This window comes from Actinosynnema sp. NPDC050801, assembly GCF_040673975.1.
In the GTDB taxonomy this organism is placed as follows: domain Bacteria; phylum Actinomycetota; class Actinomycetes; order Mycobacteriales; family Pseudonocardiaceae; genus Actinosynnema.
In genome coordinates, this window is the sequence record NZ_JBFAQZ010000041.1 from 1 (window position 1) to 21,189 (window position 21,189).

A 21,189-nucleotide genomic window follows, 5' to 3' on the forward strand; every position below is an offset into this window, starting at 1 on the left:
CTCGGCCTCGGTGGTGGTGTTGGTCTTGTCGAAGTAGTTGAGCAGGTTGCCCGTGTACTCCGGCACCACGCCGAGCGGACTCATTTCCCGCCGATCGAAGGGCGTGATCGGCGGGAAATGAGTCACGAACGACCGACGCGACCTCGCGTGGTGGGCGGCTGTGGCACGATCACCCCGGTTCGAACCGAAGGGGTGAACGTGCGCGTCCTGTCCGTCGACCTGGGCACTTCCAACACCGTCGCGGTGCTGGCCGCGCACGGCCGGCCGCCCCGGGTCGTGGAGGTCGACGGCTCGGCCACCATGCCGTCCGCCGTGTACTGCGAAGAGGACGGCACGCTGGTCGTCGGCCGTGACGCCGAGCGCCGCGCCCGCCTCGACCCGGCCCGCTTCGAACCCAACCCCAAGCGCCGGGTGGACGACGGCGTGCTGCTCCTGGGCGACAACGTCGTCCCGGTCACCGACGCGCTCGCCGCCGTGCTGCGCCGCGTGCTGGACGAGACCAACCGCCAGCTGGGCGGCGAGTCGCTGGACGAGGTCCGCCTCACCCACCCCGCGCAGTGGGGCCCCACCCGCCGCAACGTGCTGCTGTCGGCGGCCCGCCTCGCGGGCGTGACCGGCGAGATCGTGCTGGTCCCCGAACCGGTCGCGGCCGCCTCCCACTACGCCTCCCTCTCCGTCGGCCAGGCGCTCGCGGTCTACGACCTGGGCGCGGGCACGTTCGACGTGGCCATCGTCGGCGCCACCCAGAGCGGCTTCACCGTGCTCGCCGAGGACGGCCTGCCCGACCTGGGCGGTCTGGACGTCGACCAGGCGCTGCTCGAACACGTGGGCCGCCAGGTCTCGCACCGCGACCCGGCGGCCTGGCAGCGGCTGCTGCGCCCGGAGTCCACGGCGGACCGTCGCGCCCGTCGCACGTTGCAGGAGGACGTCCGGGCGGCCAAGGAGTCGTTGTCGCGGCACGCGCACACCGAGGTGCCGATGCCGGAGCCGTTCGAGGACGTGCTGGTCAACCGCTCCGACCTGGAAGCGCTGGTCCGCCCGAGCATGATGCGCAGCGTGGAGCTCCTGGAGTCCACGATCCGCTCCACCGGCATGGCGCCCAACCAGCTCGCGGGCATCTACCTGGTCGGCGGGGCCAGCCGCATCCCGCTGGTGGCGACGATGATCGCCGAGCAGGTGCGGATCGTGCCGACGAGCCTGGACCAGCCGGAGACCTCGGTCGCCCTGGGCGCGCACCACGTGCCCAAGAACGGCGTCACACCTCGCTCGCAGGAGCCGGCCAGGCCCAAGGAACCCGACACGGTGGTCACCACGCCGGTGACCCCGCCCGGCGGCCAGTACCAGTCCAACCCGGCGGTCAGCGGGGCGAACCAGGTCAACCCGAACCAGGTCAACCCGGCCGCGAGCGGCCCCTACCAGGTGAACCCGCACACCAGCGGCTCCTACCAGGTGAACCCCAACGTCAGCGGTCCTTACCAGGTCAACCCCCACGCCAGCGGGCCCTACCAGGTCTACCCGCAGACCGGCCCGCAGCAGTTCAACTTCCCGACCGTCAGCCCGCGCGCGCAGTCCGCGCCGGAGAAGCGCAAGCCCAACCGGACCCTGCTGCTCGCCGCGGGCGCGGCGGTCGTCCTCGTGCTCGCCGTGGTCGGCGGGATCTACGCGTTGAGCGGCTCGGGCGTGCCCAGCGCGCAGGACTGCAAGAACGACACCCAGCAGGACGACAAGGGCTTCACCGAGTGCCTGCGCCTGTTCGCGGGCGCCGTCCCGGACACCGGCACGTGCAAGGCGGGCGGCACACCCGGCGTGGGTGGCGTCGCCGACATCAAGGGCACCGTGGTGAGCTGCGCGGTGAAGGACGACTACTCGGTCCAGTACGTCCTCACCGAGACCGTCATCGGCGCGCAGCACGGCGCCGAGGCCGTCGTGCGGTCGCTCAAGACCGACATGGTCGAGGCGCAGTGGGCGGGCAACGGTCTGACCGGCAAGTACCGGGCCGCCGCCGACGGCGGGCTGGGGCTGCTCGTGTTCACCGCCGACAACCTCCCGCTGCTCGGCATCGTGACCAAGAGCGGCGGCGAGGAGCTGAGCCCGGACCAGGTGGCGGACTTCTTCGAGGCTTCCGTCCAACCGGGCACCTGACCCCCGCACCCACCCCTGCACGCGACCGCGGGCGCCTGAACCCCCGGACGGTGGCTGGTCGGCCCCGACCGCCCCTGGCAGAGTCAAGATCATGACCGCGGTCGACGTCGTGCAACGCAAGGTGCTGCGGGTGCTGGCGGTGACCCAGGTCCTCGGCGCGGCGGGCGTCACCATCGGCCTCGCGGTGAGCACGCTCATCGCCGCCGTGCTCGCCGACTCCGACGCCGTCGGAGGCATGGCGCAGACCGCCGCGGTGGTCGGCGCGGCCGTCTTCGCGCTGCCCGGGGCCCGGTTGGCGGCCCGGAGCGGACGCCGTCCGGCGCTGGTCCTCGGCTACGGCGCGGGCGCGGTGGGTGCCGCCGTCGCGGCGTGCGCGGTGGTGCTCGGCTCGTGGCAGGTGCTGCTGCTCGCACTCGTGCTGTTCGGCGCGGCGTCCAGCGCGAACCTCGCCGCCCGGTACGCGGGCGCCGACCTCGCCCACCCGCACCGCAGGGCGCGCTCGGTGGCGTTGGTGGTGTGGGCGGCGACCCTGGGTGCCGTCGCCGGGCCGAACCTGGCCGATCCGGCGGGTCGGGTGGCCGTGCGGCTGGGGTTGCCGGTGGGCGCGGGCCCGTACCTGCTGTCGGTCGTGCTGTTCGGCCTGGCCGCGCTGGTCGTCCTGCGCTTCCTCAAGCCCGACCCGCTGACCCTCGCGAAATCCGCCGTGACGCCCGCAACACCTGTGACACCTGAGACACCTGAGACACCGACGACACCGACGCCGCCGGCGACGTCCGCAACGCCCGTGCGCGGCGTCGGCGCCAAGCGGTCGACGGCGGTGTGGCGGTCCCTGCCCGCCGCCGGGAGGCTCGCGCTGGCCGGCGTGACGCTGTGCCACACCGCGATGGTCGGCCTGATGTCGATGACCCCGGTGCACATGGAGCACTCGGGCGCGTCGCTGCGCGTCGTCGGCGTGGTGATCAGCCTGCACGTCGCCGCGATGTACGCGGCCAGCCCGCTGTTCGGCTGGATGGCCGACCGGCTCGGCCGGGTGCCCGTGCTGGCGATCGGCGCGGCGCTCGTGGTCGCCGCGTCCGGCATCGCGGGCATGGCTCCCTCGCACGACGCGCCGCAGCTGGCCGCGGGTCTGGCACTGCTGGCGTTCGGCTGGTCGGCGGGCGTCGTGGCGGGATCCGCGCTGCTCACCGAGTCGGTCGGGGTGGTGGACCGGCCGGCCGCGCAGGGCCTGTCCGACCTGTGCATGAACGTCGGCGGCGCGCTCGGCGGCGTCACCGCGGGCATCGTGGTGACCGCGTGGTCCTACGCCGCGCTGGGCCTGGTCGTCGGGTTCACCGCGCTGCCGCTGCTGGTGACGTGCCTGTTCGCGTCGTTGCAGCGGGTGCGGTGATCAGCGCTTGCGGTTGTACCAGAGCGCCCGCAGCCCGACCACGATCGCCGCGACGAGCCCGGCGATCACCGCGACCGTCGCGATCGGCGACGACATCCCCGTGGGGTCTTCCTGCAAGAACAACACCCGTCGAGGTTAGCGCGGGTCAGCGCGCGGCCGCGGCGAACTCGCGCACCCTGGCCGTTTCACCCGCCGTGCGCCAGACCACGCCCCACGCCAGCCGCGGCGCGTCCACCAGCGGCAGGAACGCGATCTTGGGCCGGGCGAAGTAGCCCGCGGCGTGCGCGCCCAGCGGGCAGACGCCCTCGCCGTTGGCGATCGCGGTGAGCAGCTCCTGGAACGTCGTGACGTCCCGTCCACGTGTGATGGGCGAGCCGGAGGGAGTCGCGTCACGCCAGTAGGCAGCGCGGAAGACCGTGTCGCGCGCCAGGTCCTCCAGGGACACGGACCGTTGCCGCGTGAACGGGTGCGTGTCGGACACGGCGAGCACCAACGGCTCCTCGTGGACGACCGGTCCCGCCGTCAGATCGGGCTCGTCGACCGGGAACAACGTCACCAGCACGTCCACCTCGTCGTCCCTGAGCAGCGAGAACGGGTCGGTGAACGGCGCCTCGCGGACGCGCACCTCGCTGTCGGGGTGACGGGCGCGGAACCGGTCCAGGACGTCGCCGACCAGGTCGGCGACCGCCGGCGCCTCGAACCCGACGCGCAGCAGGGACGTCCCGCGTGCGGCCTCCACGGCGCGCGCTATGCCGTCCACGATCTGCCGATAGGCCGGTGCCAGGTCGTCGCGCAGCCGGTGGCCGATGGGTGTGAGCGCGACCCGGCGGCTGGTCCGCTCGAACAGCGGCGCGCCGATGCGGCGTTCCAGCTGCTTGAGGGACTGGCTGACCCGCGCCTGGGAGACGTGCAGCCGCTCGGCGGTGCGGCTGAAGTGGAGTTCTTCCGCCAGCGCCAGGAAGACCTCCAGGTCACGTCGTTCCATAACCGTCAGGTTATCGTTCCATCGGACCTTCGTCGTTGTTCGGCCCCCCGCCGGCGACGATTCTCGACCACATGGAAAACCCGCTGCTCGTCCGCGCCGCCCAGGCCGAAAAGCTCGACGCCGACCCCGCCGCCGTGGTCACCCTCCTCGCCGACCTCGACGGCCTGACCGGCAACCGGTCCACCTTCCGCGACGGCTCGGACGGCGCGCCGCCGCACTTCCACACCCGCGCCTCGGAGCTGTTCTTCGTGCTCGACGGCACGCTCCAGGTGTTGTTGGACCAGGACGTGGTGACCTTGGAGCGCGGCGACTTCCTCGTCGTGCCGCCACGCGTGCCGCACGCCTTCGGCGCGCTCAAGGGCGCCGACGCGGACGTCCTGTTCGTCTTCACGCCCGGCATGGGGCGGTTCGACTACTACCGGCTGCTCGACCGCGTGCAACGCGGCGAGGCGAGCCCCCAGGAGATCCGCGACTCGCAGGACCGGTTCGACAACCACTACGTCGACAGTCCGGCCTGGAAGGCGGCGCGCTAGCCTGGACCCGATGCGCATCACGATGTTCCGCAAGCTGATGGCGGGCGAGTTCGGCCAGGTCAGAGCGGAGATGGTGGCCCAGGACCACGTGCTGTCGGCCCTCGGCGGCCGGACTCCCGACCAGGCGTTGGACGCGGGTGTGCCGGCCAAGGAGGTCTGGCTGGCCGTCTGCGACGCCTTCGACGTGCCGGAACAACGGCGGTGACCTCGTCGGCTCACGTCGCCCCGGTGTGTCGCCCCAGTGGTCGAACACCTGTTCGGCTACACTCCCCGACACGACCGGGTGACAACACCCCGCAGGTGACCTGGTCCCCGCCGAGAAATGTCGGACCCCACCCGTAACGTCGGCCCCGACATCGCACAGCGACCCCAAGACACTCCGAGGTGGACTCCAGATGGCACCCCAGGCACCCGACCGGGACAAGGCCCTCGAACTGGCTCTTGCCCAGATCGACAAGCAGTACGGCAAGGGCTCGGTCATGCGGCTCGGCGACGAGGTCCGCGCCCCGCTCCAGGTGATCCCCACCGGTGCGATCGCGCTCGACGTCGCGCTCGGCATCGGCGGCCTGCCCCGCGGCCGCGTGGTCGAGATCTACGGCCCTGAGTCCTCCGGTAAGACCACGGTGGCCCTGCACGCCGTGGCCAACGCCCAGCGCGCCGGCGGCATCGCGGCGTTCATCGACGCCGAGCACGCGCTCGACCCCGACTACGCGAAGAAGCTGGGCGTCGACACCGACTCGCTGCTGGTCTCCCAGCCCGACACCGGCGAGCAGGCGCTGGAGATCGCGGACATGCTGGTCCGCTCCGGCGCGCTCGACATCCTGGTCATCGACTCGGTGGCGGCCCTGGTGCCCCGCGCCGAGATCGAGGGCGAGATGGGCGACAACCACGTGGGTCTGCAGGCCCGGCTGATGAGCCAGGCGCTGCGCAAGATCACCGGTGCGCTCAGCAACTCCAACACCACCGCGATCTTCATCAACCAGCTGCGCGAGAAGATCGGCGTGATGTTCGGCTCGCCCGAGACCACGACCGGTGGCAAGGCGCTGAAGTTCTACGCGTCGGTGCGGCTGGACGTGCGGCGCATCGAGACCCTGAAGGACGGCGGCGAGCCGGTCGGCAACCGCACCAGGGTCAAGGTCGTGAAGAACAAGGTGGCCCCGCCGTTCAAGCAGGCCGAGTTCGACATCCTCTACGGCCAGGGCATCAGCCGTGAGGGCTCGCTCATCGACATGGGCGTGGACCAGGGCATCCTGCGCAAGTCGGGCGCCTGGTACACCTACGAGGGCGACCAGCTGGGCCAGGGCAAGGAGAACGCGCGGAAGTTCCTGCGCGACAACCCGGACGTGGCCAACGAGATCGAGAAGCGGATCAAGGACAAGCTGGGCATCGGCGCCACCCTCGACGCCGAGGAGCCCGCCGCGGCGCCGGTCGAGTTCTAGTCGGCGTGGCGGGACGAGGTGGCCGTGGTCGCGGGCTGTCCCGCGACCCCTTGGCCGACGACGCCGAGCCGCGCCCGATCGACCCGGCGAAGGAGCAGCGCAAGGCGACCGACATCTGCTACGCGCTGCTCACCGCACGGGCCCGAACTCGGGTGGAGTTGAAGGACGCCCTGCTGCGCAAGGACATCAGCGAGCAGACGGCCGAGCTGGTGCTGGCCAAGTTCGACCGGGCGGGCCTGATCGACGACGCCGCCTTCGCCGAGGTCTGGGTCCGCTCGCGGCACACCTACCAGGGGCTGGGGCGGCGCGCCCTGGCCATGGAGCTGCGCCGCAAGGGCGTGGCGGACGAGGTGGCGGCCGAGGCGGTCGCCGCGGTGGACGACGAGGCCGAGGAAGACCGGGCCCGCGACCTGGTGCGCAAGCGACTGCGCACGATGGCGGGCCTGGACGACACGACCAGGATCCGCCGCCTGGTCTCCGCCCTGGCCCGCAAGGGCTACGCGGAGGGCATGGCCTACCGCGTGGTCCGCGAGGAACTGCGCCGGGCGGGCGAGGACGCCGCCCCGCTGGACGACCTGACCCACGACTGACGCCGGGTGCGGCGACCGGTCACCGCGGGCCGAGGACGGGCTTGAGGCTGAACAGGTTGTCGGTCGGGTCGACCACCGCGTCGAAACGGGCGCCCACCCGGTGCTCCGGCCGGTGCCGGCCCCGGTAGGTCGCGTCGAACGGCCGCACGTCGTCGCCGCTGATGCGCAGGCTCAGCACCGATGTGGTGGGACCCTCCTCGTGGTCGACCACCTCCACCCCGACGACCTCGGCGATCGCGGGCCGACCGGCTTGCCGCAGCCGCGCGGTGTCCGCCTCGGCCTGGTTCGCCGTCGTCCACATGTCGACGCCGAGGGCCGTCACGATGAGCATCGCGATGGCCATGGCGACCAGCGCCCACCACGCCCAGTCGAGGTCTTCGAGGTACCACACCGCGAGCGGGATGAGAGCGCACAGCCAGCAGAACACCGCGGCGACCCTGAGCCACAACCGCCCGCCCGCGCCGTCGACCTCGGCCTGCCTGGCGGTCCGGTCCCCGTCGGCGATCACCCGGCGAGCCTATCCGCGCTCACGGCAGCGGTCGGGTCAGGCGCCAGTACTGGCGCTTCTTCTCCTCCCGCACGACGACCCCGAGCCGGCTCAGCTCCTCCCGCAGCTCGGCCACGTCGTCCTTGTCGTCCTTGTGCAGCGCCTTCGCCCGCGCCTTCAGCAACGCGTTCGCGCCCGGCGGGAGGTCGGGCGTGCCCTCGACCCACCGGCGGTACTCGTCGCGGTAGGGGTCGCCGTCCAGCCACTGGTAGCCGTGCGTCTGGAACGCCTCGGCCAGCTCCTCCGGCTTCAGGTCGTGGGTCTCCCGCGCCAGCTCGCCGGTGTCCACGCCGAGCAGCACCAGCTTCTTGCCGTCCAGGAACACCCCGGACACGAGCGTCCGGTCGAAGCTCCGGTGCTTGCCGCCCCTGAGCAGCTCGACACCCTCGTTGAACACCTCGACCACCAGCCGCTCGTGCGCCGCGATCCCGGCCACCAGCAACCCCAGCACGGCACCGACGGCCACCGAGCCGATCGTCGCCCACGGTTCCGGGATCGACGCCACCAACCGGAACGGTCCCTGCATCGGAGCCCACGACAGGTCGGCCACCCATCCGGCGATCGACTTCAGGCCCCACACCGCGAGCGCGCCCAGCACGGGGAAACCGACCGACACCAGCGCCACCTGCCCGCGTGGTTCGGCGACCACCGTGGTTCGTCGCGCGTCCATCCCCCACTACCTCCCCGAAAGTGAGCACCCAACCTATCGCCGTAGCCTGATCGAGTGAGGATCAGGGCCGATCACGTCGTCTGGGACTGGAACGGCACGCTGTTCGCCGACAACGACGCCGTGCTCGCCGCGGTCAACCGGGTCTGCGCCGACTTCGGCCACGCGGCCATCACGCTGGAGCACTGGCGCGAGGTGTTCAGCCGCCCGATCAAGGACTGCTACGAGCGGATGTTCGGCCGTCCGCTGACCGCCGCGGACTGGGCCCGCATCGACCTCGCCTACCACGCCGAGTACCGGGCGACGATGCAGCGCTGCGGGCTGGCCGTCGGCGTGCCCGACCACCTCGCCGCGCTGCGCCACACCCAGTCGCTGCTGTCGATGTGGTTCCACGACGAGCTGGTCCCGCTGGTCACCCGTTTCGGCCTGCACGAGCTGTTCAGCCGGGTGGACGGCCTCAAGACCGCGGGCGACGGCGGCTCGAAGGCCGAGCACCTCGCCGAGCACCTGGAGGCACTCAAGCTGCGCCCGGGGGACGTCGTGCTGATCGGCGACGTGGCCGACGACGCCGAAGCCGCCCGGCACGTGGGCGCGCACGTCGTCCTGGTCGCCACCGGCACGAGCTCGCGCGCCGTGCTCGAACGGACCGGCGCGCCGGTCGCCGACTCGATCCCGGACGCCCTCGCCCACCTGTTGTGACGAAGGGCGCCTCCGTCACGGGAGACGCCCTCAGCCGAGACTTCCAGCGCCAGGACTCACAGCTCCGGCAGCTACAGCGCCGACGCCGCCCGCGCCAGCTCCTCGACCCGCGCCCAGTCGCCCGCCGCCAGCGCGTCCTTGGGCGCCAGCCACGACCCGCCCACGCAGCCGACGTTCGGCAGGGCCAGGTAGTTCGGTGCGGTCGCGGGCGTGATGCCGCCGGTCGGGCAGAACCGCAGGCCGGGCAGCGGACCGCCGATCGACTTCAGGTAGTCCACCCCACCCGCGGCCTCGGCCGGGAAGAACTTCAACGACGTCAGCCCGCGCTCGGCCAACCGCATCGCCTCCGACACGGTCGCCGCGCCCGGCAGGAACGGCAGCCCGGTGTCCTCGGCCGCGTCCAGCACCCGGTCGGTCGACCCCGGCGTCACGAGGAACGCCGCACCGGCCTTCGCGGCCTGCTCGGCGTGCTCCGGCGCGGTCACCGTGCCCGCGCCGATCACGATGCCCGGCACCTCCGCCGCGACCCGTTCGATCGCGGCCAGCGCGGCGGGTGTGCGCAGGGTCAGCTCGATCACGCGGACACCGCCGCGCAGCAACGCCTCGGCCAGCGGCACGGCGTGCTCGACGTCGTCCACGACGACGACCGGGATGACGGGGGACAGCGCCAACAAGTCGGCCGCCGTGGCGTGCGCTGGGGCGTTGGTCACCGGGACACCTCCTGGTTGAACTGGCCTTCGAAGTGCGAGGCCGCGATCGGTCCGAACACGCTCGCGCCCCGGTCGGCGGGCCCGACCGCCCGGCGCAGCGCGGCGAACAGCTCCCGACCCGTGCCGGTCCACGCCTGCGCGTCCGGCGGGAAGTCCACCAGGTCGCGCCCGGCCAGCTCGGCCGGGTCCACGAACGCCTCCAGCGTGCCGGTCTCGGCGTCCAGCCGCAGCACGTCACCGTCGCGCACGCGCGCCAGCGGGCCGCCCACGGCCGCCTCCGGCGTGACCTGGATGGCGGCCGGGATCTTGCCCGACGCGCCGGACATCCGGCCGTCGGTGACCAGCGCGACCTTGAAGCCCCGGTCCATCAGCACGCCCAGCGCGGGCGTCAGCTTGTGCAGCTCCGGCATCCCGTTGGCCTGCGGACCCTGCTGCCGCACCACCACGACCACGTCCCGCTCCAGCTCACCGGCCTGGAACGCGGCGCTGAACGCCTCCTGCGAGGTGAACACCCGCGCGGGCGCCTCGACGATCCGGTGCTCCGGCTTGACCGCCGACACCTTGATCACCGCGCGGCCGAGGTTGCCCGACAGCATGCGCAGCCCGCCGTCGGCCGCGAACGGGTCCGACACCGGCCGCAACACGTCGGTGTCCAGCGAGTGCGGCGGGCCGGGGCGCCACTGCAGGACGCCCTCGACCAGCACCGGCTCCTGCCGGTAGCGGTCCAGCCCGTCGCCTGCCACGGTCTTCACGTCGGCGTGCAGCAGGCCCGCGTCCAGCAGCGTCGAGACGAGGAACTGCACGCCGCCCGCGGCCTGGAAGTGGTTGATGTCCGCCGAGCCGTTCGGGTAGACGCGGGCCAGCAGCGGCACCACCGAGGACAGCTCGGAGAAGTCGTCCCAGCTCAGCGCGATGCCCGCGGCCGAGGCGATGGCGACCAGGTGCATGGTGTGGTTGGTCGACCCGCCGGTGGCCAGCAGCGCGATCACGCCGTTGACCACGGACTTCACGTCCACCACGTGCCCGATCGGGGTGTAGTCGTCGCCGCGGCTGATCTCCACCGCACGCCGTGCGGCCTCCTCGGTCAGCGCCTTGCGCAGCCTGGTCCCCGGCGGCACGAAGCTCGCGCCGGGCAGGTGCAGGCCCATGACCTCGACCACGAGCTGGTTGGAGTTCGCCGTGCCGTAGAACGTGCAGGTCCCAGGGCTGTGGTAGGACTGCGCCTCGGCTTCGAGCAGGTCCTCGCGGGACGCCTTGTTCTCCGCGAACAGCTGCCGCACCCGGGCCTTCTCCGAGTTCGGCAGGCCGGAGTGCATCGGGCCGGCGGGCACCAGGATCGCGGGCAGGTGCCCGAACGCCAGCGCGCCGATCAGCAGGCCGGGCGTGATCTTGTCGCACACGCCGAGCAGCAGCGCCGAGTCGAACATCTCGTGCGACAGGGCGATGCCGGTCGCCATCGCGATGACCTCGCGGCTGAACAGGGACAGCTCCATGCCCGCACGGCCCTGGGTGATGCCGTCGCACATGGCGGGCACGCCGCCCGCGAACTGCGCCACGCCACCGACCGCGCGTGCCGCGTCCTTGATCCACGCCGGGTACTCGTGCATCGGCTGGTGCGCGGACAGCATGTCGTTGTAGGCGGACACGATTGCCACGTTCGGGCGACGCAGTGCCCGGAGGAGCTCCTTGTCACCACCCGTGATGCCGGCGAAACCGTGAGCCAGGTTGCTGCACGCCATGTCGCGGCGGGCAGGGCCCTCTTGCTGGGCGCGGGCGACTTGTTCGAGGTAGGCGGACCGGCCGGCGGCGCTGCGGGCGGCGATTCGAGCCGTCACTGCGGCGACGACGGGATGCACGCTCATGGTTCGCTGTCTCCGGTGGTGATCACGGGCCGTGATGGCCCGGTGGGACGGCAGCGCTGGCGTCGCACGTACGGACGTGACAGCAAGCACACTATGTCACGACACATGATCGTGACAAAACCGATTCAGATCCTGAGACGCGACTCGAGTGCTTGTGGTTCTTGTCACAGCGGCTTCCACTTGGCAGAGTCGGCACACGGATCGACCCGAGGGAGGTGCTGACCATGACGTCCTCCGAGATCGTGGAGCTGCGCCGGGCGCTTGGCCAACTGCGCCACTGCGTCGGCAGCCTGCGCGCGCGGTACGGCGACGTGGCCGCGGTGCAGAGGCTGGCCAACGACGTCGAACGCCTGGACATCGACGCGACCGAGCTGCTGGACCTGGACAGCACACCGCGCCAGCGCGAAGCGCCCCGGGTCGAACGGGAGGTCGTCGTCGTGCCCGACACGCCGTACGACCCGCAGCTGTGGCACGACGCCGACGACGAAGGACTCGGCGGCTACCGCAGTCACCGGACCTGAGCAGCTCACGAGACCGGCCCCCGCGTGCAGACGCGGGGGCCGCTCCCGTTTCAGGCCCAGGCATGTGTCCCAAACCACATTGTGTCCCGCACCACAACGAAGTGGAACGAGGTGAGGTATGAGGGCGCAGATCGCCCAGCGCACGTTGCGCACAGACCGGTGGTGGCTACCGCCGCTGGCGACGTTCGCGGGCCTGCTCCTGATTTCGATCTACGCAGCCGTGCGGACCTTCATGGGTGACTACTACTGGGTGGACGAGTACCGCTACCTCACACCCATGTACTCGCCGTGCCTGACCGAGGAGTGCCTGCCCAACGCGGCGCACTTCGGCCGCCTGCTGCCCGAACTGCCGGGGTTCCTCACCCCGCCGGTGATCATCATCCCGTTCCTGCTCGGCTTCCGGGTGACCTGCTACTACTACCGCAAGGCGTACTACCGGGCGGCGTGGATGTCCCCGCCCGCGTGCGCGGTGGCCGAGCCGCACGCCAAGTACACCGGTGAGACCCGCTTCCCGTTGATCGCGCAGAACCTGCACCGCTACTTCTTCTACGCGGCCTCGCTCCTGCTGCTGATCAACGTCTACGACGCGGGCTACGCGTTCAGCACCGGCATCGGCCTGGGCAACATCGTGCTGCTGGTCAACGTCGCCCTGCTGGGCGCGTACACGCTGTCGTGCCACTCGTGCCGCCACATCGCGGGCGGGAGGCTGAAGCACTTCTCCAAGCACCCGGTCCGGTACTGGGCGTGGACGCAGATCTCCAAGCTCAACGCCAAGCACATGCAGTTGGCGTGGGCCTCGCTCATCTTCGTCTGCGTCACGGACCTCTACGTCGCGCTGGTCGCCTCCGGGACGATCGCCGACCTCCGATTCGTCAACTGAGGAGTGGTTTTGCCCGAGCTGGAACGGCATTCGTTCGACGTGCTCGTGATCGGTGCCGGCGGTGCGGGGTTGCGCGCCGCGATCGAGGCCAGGGAACACGGGATGCGCACGGCGGTGCTGTGCAAGTCGTTGTTCGGCAAGGCGCACACGGTGATGGCCGAGGGCGGCATCGCCGCGGCCATGGGCAACGCGAACTCCAACGACAACTGGCAGGTGCACTTCCGGGACACCATGCGCGGCGGGAAGTTCCTCAACAACTGGCGGATGGCCGAGCTGCACGCCAAGGAGGCGCCCGACCGGGTCTGGGAGCTGGAGACCTACGGCGCGCTGTTCGACCGCACCAAGGACGGTCGGATCAGCCAGCGCAACTTCGGCGGCCACGAGTACCCGCGCCTCGCGCACGTCGGTGACCGCACCGGGTTGGAGCTGATCCGCACCCTCCAGCAGAAGGTGGTGTCGCTGCAGCAGGACGACTTCGCCGAGACCGGCGACTACGAGTCGCGGCTGAGGGTGTTCCAGGAGTTCACCGTCACCGACCTGGTGCTCGACGACGGGAAGGTGGCCGGCGCGTTCGGCTACTGGCGCGAGTCGGGCCGGTTCGTGCTGTTCGAGGCGCCCTCGGTGGTGCTGGCGACCGGCGGCATCGGCAAGTCGTTCAAGGTCACGTCGAACTCGTGGGAGTACACCGGGGACGGCCACGCGCTGGCCCTGCGCGCGGGCGCGTCGTTGATCAACATGGAGTTCGTGCAGTTCCACCCGACCGGCATGGTCTGGCCGCCGTCGGTGAAGGGCATCCTGGTCACCGAGTCGGTCCGCGGTGACGGCGGCGTGCTGCGCAACTCCGACGGCAAGCGGTTCATGTTCGACTACATCCCCGAGGTGTTCAAGGACAAGTACGCCGACAACGAGGCCGAGGCCGACCGCTGGTACGCCGACCCGGGCAACAACCGGCGACCACCGGAGCTGCTGCCGCGCGACGAGGTGGCCCGGGCCATCAACTCCGAGGTCAAGGCCGGTCGCGGGTCCGAGCACGGCGGCGTGTTCCTCGACGTGTCGACCCGGTTGCCCGCCGAGGAGATCATGCGGCGGCTGCCGTCGATGCACCACCAGTTCAAGGAGCTGGCCGACGTCGACATCACCGCGCAGCCGATGGAGGTCGGACCGACCTGCCACTACGTGATGGGCGGCGTGCAGGTCGACCCGGACACCGGCGCGTCGTCGGTGCCGGGGCTGTTCGCGGCGGGCGAGGTGTCCGGCGGGATGCACGGCTCGAACCGGCTGGGCGGCAACTCGCTGTCCGACCTGCTGGTGTTCGGGCGACGGGCGGGCGCGGGCGCGTCGGACTACGTCGCCGGGATGGCGACGCGGCCGGTGTGCTCGGACGAGGCGGTGGCGGCCGCCGAACGGACGGCCGTGGCGCCGTTCTCCGGTTCCGACGCGGGCGGTGAGAACCCGTACACGCTGCACATGGAGTTGCAGCAGGCGATGAACGACCTGGTCGGCATCATCCGGCGGGCCGAGGAGATGGACCAGGCGGTCAAGCGGCTGGAGGAGCTGAAGCGGCGGGCCGCGACCCTGGTGGTCGAGGGGCACCGGCAGTTCAACCCCGGCTGGCACCTCGCGCTCGACCTGCGCAACATGCTCGTGGTCAGCGAGTGCGTGGCGCGGGCCGCGTTGCTGCGCACGGAGAGCCGCGGCGGGCACACCCGGGACGACTACCCGAGCATGGACGCCGACTGGCGGCGCAAGCTGCTGGTGTGCCGGCTGACCGACGACGCGGTCGAGGTCGTGGAGGAGCCGCAGCTGCCGATCCGGTCGGACCTGCTGGAGCTGTTCGAGTCGAGCGAGTTGCAGAAGTACCTGACCGCGGACGAGCTGGAGGGCTGACATGGGGTACCAGGGGCACTTCCGGGTGTGGCGCGGTTCGGACGAGGGCGGCGGGCTGGAGGACTTCACCGTCGAGGTCAACGAGGGCGAAGTGGTCCTCGACGTGATCCACCGGTTGCAGGCGACGCAGACGCCGGACCTCGCCGTGCGGTGGAACTGCAAGGCGGGCAAGTGCGGGTCGTGCTCGGCGGAGATCAACGGCAAGCCGAGGCTGCTGTGCATGACGCGGATGTCGGTGTTCACGGAGGACGAGACGGTGACCGTGACGCCGATGCGCACGTTCCCGGTGATCCGCGACCTGGTCACGGACGTGTCGTACAACTACCAGAAGGCACGTGAGATCCCCGCGTTCAAGCCGCCCGCGGGCGTGGCGCCGGGGGAGTACCGGATGCAGCAGGTCGACGTGGAGCGCTCGCAGGAGTTCCGCAAGTGCATCGAGTGCTTCCTGTGCAACAACACGTGCCACGTCATCCGCGACCACGAGGAGAACAAGGAGTCGTTCGCCGGGCCGCGGTTCCTGATGCGCGCCGCGGAGTTGGAGATGCACCCGCTGGACGAGGGTGACCGCGTGCAGGAGGTGCAGTCGTCCCACGGCCTGGGGCTGTGCAACATCACCAAGTGCTGCACCGAGGTGTGCCCGGAGCACATCAAGATCACCGACAACGCGTTGATCCCGATGAAGGAACGCGTGGCCGACCAGCGCTACGACCCGATCGTCTGGCTGGGCAACAAGCTGTTCCGCAACAAGTCCTGACGGTGGAACCGCGTTGCGCCACACCCGGTGGCGCAACGCGGGACCTATCCGGAACCGGCGATCCTCGCCGCCACCCAGAAGAACACCTTCGGGTCGCCGAGGCCGGAAGCGGTGAGCCAGTCGGCCGCCACCCGCGCCTCCTGCTCGTCCTGGACCAGTCCCCACCGCCCGGGGCGGACACCGGTCGCCTCCCGCACGTCGTCGACCAGGCCGCCGAGGCACATCCAGGTGTGCCAGCCGCCGGAGTCGTAGCCGACCAGCTCGAACCCGAGCACCCCGCTCCCGGTGACGGGTTCGGCTCGGGCCAGCCGACCCGGCAGGCTGCCCGCCGCCGCGTCCCAGCCGCCTTCGGCCACGTCCGCCAGCAGGGCCTCGACGTCCCGCACGGCGATGCCGACCTCGATGACGTGCAGTCCCTGCCGCCCCGCGCGTGCCGCCTCGGCCGACGCAGGGTCGCCGAACCACTCGTCCCAGCCGTCCGGGTCCGCCGGCACCAGCGTCGAGACGCAGTCGCTCATCGACACCAGCGGGCCCTCGGGCAGGCCTTGGTCCTGCCAGTCCGGCCGGGCCTCCCGCGAGACCACGCGGTAGCCCGCCAGGACGTGCGTCACCGGTCCCACCGCCGACCGAACGCGGCCAGCTCGTCACCGTGCTCGATGCGCTCGGCCCACTGCCCGGGCCAGGCGCCCAGCCCGTGGGCGGCGCCCGCGAACGCGCCGGTGAGGCACGCGATCGAGTCCGAGTCGCCGGACGTCGTCGCCGCCCGCGACAGCGCCGCCACCGGCTCGTCGCGGAACAGCAGGAAGCAGTGCAGCGCGGTGGCCAGCGCTTCTTCCGCGATCCACCCGGCGCCCGTGGCGAGGCAGGGGTCGACGTCCCGGTCAGGGGTGGCGGCGGCCAGCACGTCGAGCGCGGCGGCGCACTCGTCCCAGCCGCGGGCGATGAACTCCTCCGGTTCGGCCACACCGGGCCGCACCCACAGGTCGGCCAGCCACTCCTCGCGGTAGGTGGTGCGCTGTTCGGCGCACCGCTCGCGCAACGCGGCCGTGAGGTCGCCGGCATCCAGGCCGTCGGCCAGCCAGCGCACGGCGAACGCCGTCAGCTCACTGGCCGCGAGCGCCGTCGGGTGGCCGTGCGTGAGGGCGGATTGGAGCTGCGCGACCCCGGCGCGGTCGTCGGCGGACAGGTCCGGCACCAGACCGACCGGCACGACGCGCATGTTCGCGCCGCACCCCTTGGACGACGCCCCGGTGGCCTCCCGCCACGGCAGCCCGGCGGCGAGCTTCTCGCACGCCTGCAAACACGTCATGCCGGGCGCGCGGTTGTTGTCGGGCGACTCCCACCACCGCACGAAGTGGTCGCGCAACGCGTCGGCGATCCCGTCCAACCCGCCCACCAACGCCCGCGCGACTGCCAACGTCATCTGCGTGTCATCGGTGACCAGCGCGGGATCACCCTCGATCTCCCGCGGCCCGCCCGCGCCGTAGCGCTGCTCGATCTCGGCGACGGTCATGAACTCCGTCGGCGCACCCATCGCATCGCCGTACGCCAACCCCGACAACGCCCCACTCGCCCGTTCCACCGCGACAGCGTAGGCGGCAGCCGGGCCGCGGCCCGCACGAAAAACGGGCAAGCCACCGCTGCCCGCGTGCTCAACTGCCTTCGGTCCAGAAGCGCTGAAGCCTGGCGATCGCCTCGTCCTTGCCCATCGCGGCCACCTCGGACTCGTCGAGGCCGACGCGGGAGATCAGCATGTGCACGAGGTCGGCAGGCAGGGCCTGCGCCGGCGGCTCAGGCGTTCCCCGAGCAGGCTTGACGCCGTCCTGCACGCACGACCAGAACGCCGGTTCGTCGACGTCGAGCTGATCGCGGAGGATGTGCTTCCACATGCTCTGCCCGTAGCCGGTGCGGTCCACCGGGTGCGAGATGCGGGTGCGCAGGATCCGACCGTCGACGAGATCGAGTTCGTAGGTGACGTGATGCGTTCCGGTCCGGCCGCGGGCGTCGCGCACTCGGCGCCATTCCTCGGTCAGGCAGAACGACTCGTGGTCCTTGCGCGTCGGCTGCGGTCGGGAAGTCACCGCGCGGCACCGACGAGCCAGTCGCGCAGCTGCTCGTCGTCGCTGTGGCTGATCAACTGCACCAATCCCCAGTTGTCACGGTGGTTCGGAGCGTCGAGCAGGCGCTCCTGCCAGTCTTCCGCGTACTCGCGCAGCGCGTCGACCATCTCCGCGATCGCCTCGTCGAAGGACGCGCCGTCGGCGGCCACGGGCAGCCCTGGGATGAACACCGACCAGCCGCCGGCCTCCGGGACGACCTGGGCGCGGGACGGGACGATCGATGCGAGGAAGTGGCGCAGCCGCTTGACATCCACGACCGCCGTCGTGGCCGAGTCGCGTCGAACCGTGGCGACCCGTCCCTTCTCCGCGGCGTCCAGAAGGTCCTTGAGGTGCGCACGAGCATCGGTGTAGCTGTCGTAGTGGACAGCGGACATGCCGACCTCCCAGGGTGTCCCCACCAGCCTGCCTCTTCAGGCCAAGTACGTCAAGTACGTGACGTACTTGCTCGATCGCTGAATCACCGAGGCAGGCAGCACAGAGCCGGGGCGACAACCGTCGCCCCGGCTCTGACCGGCTGTTTCAGCTGCTGACAGCGCTCAGGGTCAGCTGCAGCCCGAGGTGGAGCCGCAGCCCTCGCACAGGTAGCACGAGCCGGCCGGGCGCATCTTCGTGCCGCACGTCATGCACAGCGGCGCGTCGGCGGTGGTGCCCAGGTGCAGTTCGAGCAGTTCCGTGGAGCTGCCCACCTTGACGTCCTGCGGCTTGGACTTCTTCTCCTCGGCCGGAGCCGGGGTGGAGGGGGAGGCGGACGGGGCGGCGTCGACCGACGTGCGCAGGCCCTCCAGGTCGACGTCGGAGCCGTTGCCGTAGTCGCTGTTGACCTGCGCGGTGCGCTCGTCGGCGGTGAAGATGCCGAGCTGCGCCCGCTTCTCGAACGGCAGGTAGTCCAGCGCCAGGCGGCGGAACAGGTAGTCCAGCACGCTGGTCGCGATGCGGACGTCCGGGTCGTCGGTCATGCCCGCCGGCTCGAAGCGCAGGTTCTGGAACTTCGAGACGTAGAACTCCAGCGGGATGCCGTACTGCAGGCCCACCGAGATCGACATGGAGAACGCGTCCATCACGCCCGCCAGCGTCGAACCCTGCTTGCCCAGCTTGACGAAGATCTCGCCGAGGCCGTCGTCCGGGTACGAACCGGCGTGCAGGTAGCCCTCCGCGCCGCCGACCGTGAACGACACCGTCTGCGACGGGCGCTTCTTCGGCAGCCGCTTGCGCACCGGGCGGTACTCCACGACCGTCTCGGGCTTGGTCTCCGCGACGGCCGACGACTTGGCCGACTTGCCCGCCGACAGCGGCTGGCCGACCTTGCAGTTGTCGCGGTAGATCGCCAGCGCCTTCAGGCCCAGCTTCCAGCCCTGGTAGTAGATCTCCTCGACCTCTTCGACGGTCGCCGTCTCCGGCATGTTCACCGTCTTCGAGATCGCGCCCGAGATGAACGGCTGCACCGCGGCCATCATCCGCACGTGACCCATCGGCGCGATCGAGCGGTCGCCCATCGCGCAGTCGAACACCTCGTAGTGCTCCGGCTTGAGGCCCGGCGCGTCCACCACGTGGCCGTGCTCGCCGATGAACTCGACGATCGCCTCGATCTGCTCCTGCTGGTAACCCAGGACCTGCAACGCGCGCGGCACGGTCTGGTTGACGATCTGCATCGAGCCGCCGCCGACCAGCTTCTTGAACTTCACCAGCGCCAGGTCCGGCTCGATGCCGGTGGTGTCGCAGTCCATCATCAGGCCGATGGTGCCGGTGGGCGCGAGCACGCTGGCCTGCGCGTTGCGCCAGCCGTTGCGGGCGCCGACCCGCTGGCACTCCTGCCACGCCTTGGTCGCGACCTTCTGCACCGCGCCGTCGTTCGCGTGGTACGTGCGCAGCATGTCGTTGGCGGCCGAGTGCTTGCGGATGACCCGCTGGTGCGCCTCGGCGTTGCGGGCGTAGCCCTCGTACGGGCCGACGATCCCGGCCAGCTCCGCGGACCGCTTGTACGCCACGGCCTGCATCAGGGACGTGATCGCGGCGGCCAGCGCGCGGCCACCCTCGGAGTCGTACGCGTGACCGGTCGCCATGAGCAGCGCGCCCAGGTTCGCGTAGCCGATGCCCAGCTGGCGGAACGCGCGGGTCGTCTCGCCGATCGCGGGGGTCGGGAAGTCCGCGAAGCAGATCGAGATGTCCATCGCGGTGATGATCAGCTCGACCGACTTGGCGAACAGCTCCGCGTTGAACGTGCCGTCGTCGGAGAGGAACTTCATCAGGTTCAGCGACGCCAGGTTGCAGCTGGAGTTGTCCAGGTGCATGTACTCCGAGCACGGGTTCGAGGCGGTGATCCGGCCCGACTCCGGCGTGGTGTGCCAGTCGTTGATCGTGCCGTCGTACTGGATGCCCGGGTCGGCGCACTCCCACGCCGCCTGCGCCAGCTTGCGGAACAGGCCCTTGGCGTCGACGTGGTCGATGACCTCGCCGGTCATCCGGGCGCGCAGGCCGAACTGGCCGCCGTTCTCGTAGGCGTGCATGAACTCGTCCGACACGCGGATCGAGTTGTTCGCGTTCTGGTACTGCACGGACACGATGTCCTTGCCGCCCAGGTCCATGTCGAACCCGGCGTCGCGCAGCGCGCGGACCTTGTCCTCTTCACGCGCCTTGGTCTCGATGAACTCCTCGACGTCGGGGTGGTCGACGTCGAGCACGACCATCTTCGCCGCGCGGCGGGTCGCGCCACCGGACTTGATGGTGCCCGCCGACGCGTCCGCGCCGCGCATGAACGACACCGGGCCGGACGCCGTGCCGCCGGAGGACAGCAGCTCCCGCGACGAGCGGATGCGCGAGAGGTTCAGGCCCGCGCCGGAGCCGCCCTTGAAGATCAGGCCCTCCTCGCGGTACCAGTTCAGGATCGACTCCATCGTGTCGTCCACCGACAGGATGAAGCAGGCGCTGACCTGCTGCGGGGACGTGGTGCCCACGTTGAACCACACCGGCGAGTTGAAGCTGAACACCTGGTGCAGCAGCATCCAGGTCAGCTCGTGCTCGTAGATCTCGGCGTCGGCCCCGGCGGCGATGTACCCGTGCTGGACGCCCGCCTCGACGTAGGTCTTCACCACGCGGTCGATGAGCTGGCGCAGGCTGTGCTCGCGCTGCTGGGTGCCCACCGCGCCGCGGAAGTACTTGCTGGTGACGATGTTGGTGGCGTTGACCGACCAGAAGTCGGGGAACTCGACGCCCCGCTGCTCGAAGTTCACCGAGCCGTCGCGCCAGTTCGTCATCACGACGTCGCGGTGCTCCCAGGTGACCTCGTCGTACGGGTGCTTGCCCGCGGTGGTGTAGACGCGCTCCACCTTCAGCTTGGCGTTCTTCTCGCCCGCGCCATTGCGGGTGGCCGTCTTCTTGCTGGAGCCACCGACGGTCTCCGTCATTCCCCGTGCCCTCTTCCCGTTTTCCTTGTTCTCGAAGTCTTGGCGCGCGACCACGTCCGGACTGC

22 protein-coding genes are annotated in these 21,189 nt (G+C 70.9%); 11 read left to right on the plus strand and 11 right to left on the minus strand.

Annotated elements, in window-relative coordinates; translation table 11 throughout:
* Positions 1-198 precede the first annotated feature (198 nt).
* Positions 199-2,142: an Hsp70 family protein gene (locus AB0K14_RS39825; protein WP_360464001.1), complete on the plus strand. Its 1,944-nt coding sequence runs from the start codon at positions 199-201 to the stop codon at positions 2,140-2,142.
* A gap of 91 nt (positions 2,143-2,233) precedes the next feature.
* Positions 2,234-3,529 (plus strand): MFS transporter, encoded by a 1,296-nt coding sequence (locus AB0K14_RS39830; protein ID WP_360464004.1) that lies wholly within the window; start codon positions 2,234-2,236, stop codon positions 3,527-3,529.
* On the opposite strand, the gene AB0K14_RS39835 is transcribed toward AB0K14_RS39830, so the two are convergent.
* Positions 3,530-3,655 carry a hypothetical protein gene (locus AB0K14_RS39835; protein ID WP_360464007.1) on the minus strand — a complete coding sequence of 42 codons (126 nt, stop codon included), beginning with the start codon at positions 3,653-3,655 and terminating at the stop codon, positions 3,530-3,532.
* Between the two features lie 19 nt (positions 3,656-3,674).
* Positions 3,675-4,514: a LysR family transcriptional regulator gene (locus AB0K14_RS39840; protein ID WP_360464010.1), complete on the minus strand. Its 840-nt coding sequence runs from the start codon at positions 4,512-4,514 to the stop codon at positions 3,675-3,677.
* Between the two features lie 71 nt (positions 4,515-4,585).
* Here AB0K14_RS39840 and AB0K14_RS39845 point away from each other — a divergent pair, with 71 nt between their 5' ends.
* The 4 genes from AB0K14_RS39845 (at position 4,586) to AB0K14_RS39860 (ending at position 7,076) form a co-directional block, all read left to right on the plus strand.
* Positions 4,586-5,047 (plus strand): cupin domain-containing protein, encoded by a 462-nt coding sequence (locus AB0K14_RS39845; protein ID WP_360464013.1) that lies wholly within the window; start codon positions 4,586-4,588, stop codon positions 5,045-5,047.
* 10 nt (positions 5,048-5,057) lie between these two features.
* Entirely contained in the window at positions 5,058-5,252 is a 195-nt protein-coding gene (locus tag AB0K14_RS39850; RefSeq protein ID WP_360464016.1) for a DUF3046 domain-containing protein, read from the plus strand.
* 190 nt (positions 5,253-5,442) lie between these two features.
* On the plus strand, positions 5,443-6,486 hold the full coding sequence (recA, locus tag AB0K14_RS39855; RefSeq protein WP_360464019.1) for a recombinase RecA: 1,044 nt from the start codon (positions 5,443-5,445) through the stop codon (positions 6,484-6,486).
* Positions 6,487-6,563: 77 nt separating this feature from the next.
* Positions 6,564-7,076 (plus strand): regulatory protein RecX, encoded by a 513-nt coding sequence (locus AB0K14_RS39860; protein WP_360464095.1) that lies wholly within the window; start codon positions 6,564-6,566, stop codon positions 7,074-7,076.
* Between the two features lie 19 nt (positions 7,077-7,095).
* Here the strand turns inward: AB0K14_RS39860 and AB0K14_RS39865 are convergent, their stop codons facing one another.
* Both AB0K14_RS39865 and AB0K14_RS39870 read right to left on the minus strand, forming a co-directional pair.
* A complete protein-coding gene (locus AB0K14_RS39865; RefSeq protein WP_360464022.1) occupies positions 7,096-7,584 on the minus strand; it encodes a hypothetical protein in 489 nt (162 codons plus the stop codon).
* Positions 7,585-7,603: 19 nt separating this feature from the next.
* Entirely contained in the window at positions 7,604-8,293 is a 690-nt protein-coding gene (locus AB0K14_RS39870) for a hypothetical protein (RefSeq protein WP_360464025.1), read from the minus strand.
* 54 nt (positions 8,294-8,347) lie between these two features.
* Here AB0K14_RS39870 and AB0K14_RS39875 point away from each other — a divergent pair, with 54 nt between their 5' ends.
* Positions 8,348-8,989 carry an HAD family hydrolase gene (locus AB0K14_RS39875; RefSeq protein ID WP_360464028.1) on the plus strand — a complete coding sequence of 214 codons (642 nt, stop codon included), beginning with the start codon at positions 8,348-8,350 and terminating at the stop codon, positions 8,987-8,989.
* Positions 8,990-9,060: 71 nt separating this feature from the next.
* Here the strand turns inward: AB0K14_RS39875 and eda are convergent, their stop codons facing one another.
* Positions 9,061-9,699 (minus strand): bifunctional 4-hydroxy-2-oxoglutarate aldolase/2-dehydro-3-deoxy-phosphogluconate aldolase, encoded by a 639-nt coding sequence (gene eda, locus AB0K14_RS39880; RefSeq protein ID WP_360464030.1) that lies wholly within the window; start codon positions 9,697-9,699, stop codon positions 9,061-9,063.
* Positions 9,696-11,561, minus strand: coding sequence for a phosphogluconate dehydratase (gene edd, locus AB0K14_RS39885; protein WP_360464033.1), 1,866 nt, complete (start codon positions 11,559-11,561; stop codon positions 9,696-9,698). The genes eda and edd overlap by 4 nt, the downstream gene beginning before the upstream one ends.
* Positions 11,562-11,785: 224 nt before the next feature.
* On the opposite strand from edd, the gene AB0K14_RS39890 reads away from it, so the two are divergent.
* The 4 genes from AB0K14_RS39890 (at position 11,786) to AB0K14_RS39905 (ending at position 15,603) form a co-directional block, all read left to right on the plus strand.
* The gene (locus tag AB0K14_RS39890; RefSeq protein WP_360464036.1) at positions 11,786-12,082 is read left to right on the plus strand and encodes a hypothetical protein; all 297 of its coding nucleotides are present in this window, start codon (positions 11,786-11,788) and stop codon (positions 12,080-12,082) included.
* Positions 12,083-12,200: 118 nt separating this feature from the next.
* On the plus strand, positions 12,201-12,962 hold the full coding sequence (locus tag AB0K14_RS39895) for a hypothetical protein (protein WP_360464039.1): 762 nt from the start codon (positions 12,201-12,203) through the stop codon (positions 12,960-12,962).
* 9 nt (positions 12,963-12,971) lie between these two features.
* Positions 12,972-14,849, plus strand: coding sequence for a fumarate reductase/succinate dehydrogenase flavoprotein subunit (locus AB0K14_RS39900; RefSeq protein WP_360464042.1), 1,878 nt, complete (start codon positions 12,972-12,974; stop codon positions 14,847-14,849).
* A 1-nt stretch (position 14,850) separates the two neighbouring features.
* Positions 14,851-15,603: a succinate dehydrogenase/fumarate reductase iron-sulfur subunit gene (locus AB0K14_RS39905; RefSeq protein WP_360464045.1), complete on the plus strand. Its 753-nt coding sequence runs from the start codon at positions 14,851-14,853 to the stop codon at positions 15,601-15,603.
* Between the two features lie 44 nt (positions 15,604-15,647).
* Here the strand turns inward: AB0K14_RS39905 and AB0K14_RS39910 are convergent, their stop codons facing one another.
* The 5 genes from AB0K14_RS39910 to AB0K14_RS39930 form a co-directional block, all read right to left on the minus strand.
* Positions 15,648-16,214: a hypothetical protein gene (locus tag AB0K14_RS39910; RefSeq protein WP_360464048.1), complete on the minus strand. Its 567-nt coding sequence runs from the start codon at positions 16,212-16,214 to the stop codon at positions 15,648-15,650.
* Positions 16,211-17,185 carry an ADP-ribosylglycohydrolase family protein gene (locus tag AB0K14_RS39915; RefSeq protein ID WP_360464051.1) on the minus strand — a complete coding sequence of 325 codons (975 nt, stop codon included), beginning with the start codon at positions 17,183-17,185 and terminating at the stop codon, positions 16,211-16,213. Before AB0K14_RS39915 ends, AB0K14_RS39910 begins: the two co-directional genes overlap by 4 nt.
* Positions 17,186-17,255: 70 nt before the next feature.
* A complete protein-coding gene (locus tag AB0K14_RS39920) occupies positions 17,256-17,615 on the minus strand; it encodes a cytotoxic translational repressor of toxin-antitoxin stability system (RefSeq protein WP_360464054.1) in 360 nt (119 codons plus the stop codon).
* A gap of 65 nt (positions 17,616-17,680) precedes the next feature.
* On the minus strand, positions 17,681-18,097 hold the full coding sequence (locus tag AB0K14_RS39925) for a prevent-host-death protein (RefSeq protein ID WP_360464056.1): 417 nt from the start codon (positions 18,095-18,097) through the stop codon (positions 17,681-17,683).
* 168 nt (positions 18,098-18,265) lie between these two features.
* The gene (locus AB0K14_RS39930; protein WP_360464059.1) at positions 18,266-21,124 is read right to left on the minus strand and encodes a vitamin B12-dependent ribonucleotide reductase; all 2,859 of its coding nucleotides are present in this window, start codon (positions 21,122-21,124) and stop codon (positions 18,266-18,268) included.
* Positions 21,125-21,189: the final 65 nt, after the last annotated feature.

Bases quoted from the DNA above. Each gene is read 5' to 3' on its own strand.
- AB0K14_RS39830 (WP_360464004.1), top strand. From the start codon at position 2,234: ATGACCGCGGTCGACGTCGTGCAACGCAAGGTGCTGCGGGTGCTGGCG.
- AB0K14_RS39840 (WP_360464010.1), bottom strand. From the start codon at position 4,514: ATGGAACGACGTGACCTGGAGGTCTTCCTGGCGCTGGCGGAAGAACTC.
- AB0K14_RS39845 (WP_360464013.1), top strand. From the start codon at position 4,586: ATGGAAAACCCGCTGCTCGTCCGCGCCGCCCAGGCCGAAAAGCTCGAC.
- AB0K14_RS39850 (WP_360464016.1), top strand. From the start codon at position 5,058: ATGCGCATCACGATGTTCCGCAAGCTGATGGCGGGCGAGTTCGGCCAG.
- recA (WP_360464019.1), top strand. From the start codon at position 5,443: ATGGCACCCCAGGCACCCGACCGGGACAAGGCCCTCGAACTGGCTCTT.
- AB0K14_RS39870 (WP_360464025.1), bottom strand. From the start codon at position 8,293: ATGGACGCGCGACGAACCACGGTGGTCGCCGAACCACGCGGGCAGGTG.
- edd (WP_360464033.1), bottom strand. From the start codon at position 11,561: ATGAGCGTGCATCCCGTCGTCGCCGCAGTGACGGCTCGAATCGCCGCC.
- AB0K14_RS39890 (WP_360464036.1), top strand. From the start codon at position 11,786: ATGACGTCCTCCGAGATCGTGGAGCTGCGCCGGGCGCTTGGCCAACTG.
- AB0K14_RS39895 (WP_360464039.1), top strand. From the start codon at position 12,201: ATGAGGGCGCAGATCGCCCAGCGCACGTTGCGCACAGACCGGTGGTGG.
- AB0K14_RS39905 (WP_360464045.1), top strand. From the start codon at position 14,851: ATGGGGTACCAGGGGCACTTCCGGGTGTGGCGCGGTTCGGACGAGGGC.
- AB0K14_RS39925 (WP_360464056.1), bottom strand. From the start codon at position 18,097: ATGTCCGCTGTCCACTACGACAGCTACACCGATGCTCGTGCGCACCTC.
- AB0K14_RS39930 (WP_360464059.1), bottom strand. From the start codon at position 21,124: ATGACGGAGACCGTCGGTGGCTCCAGCAAGAAGACGGCCACCCGCAAT.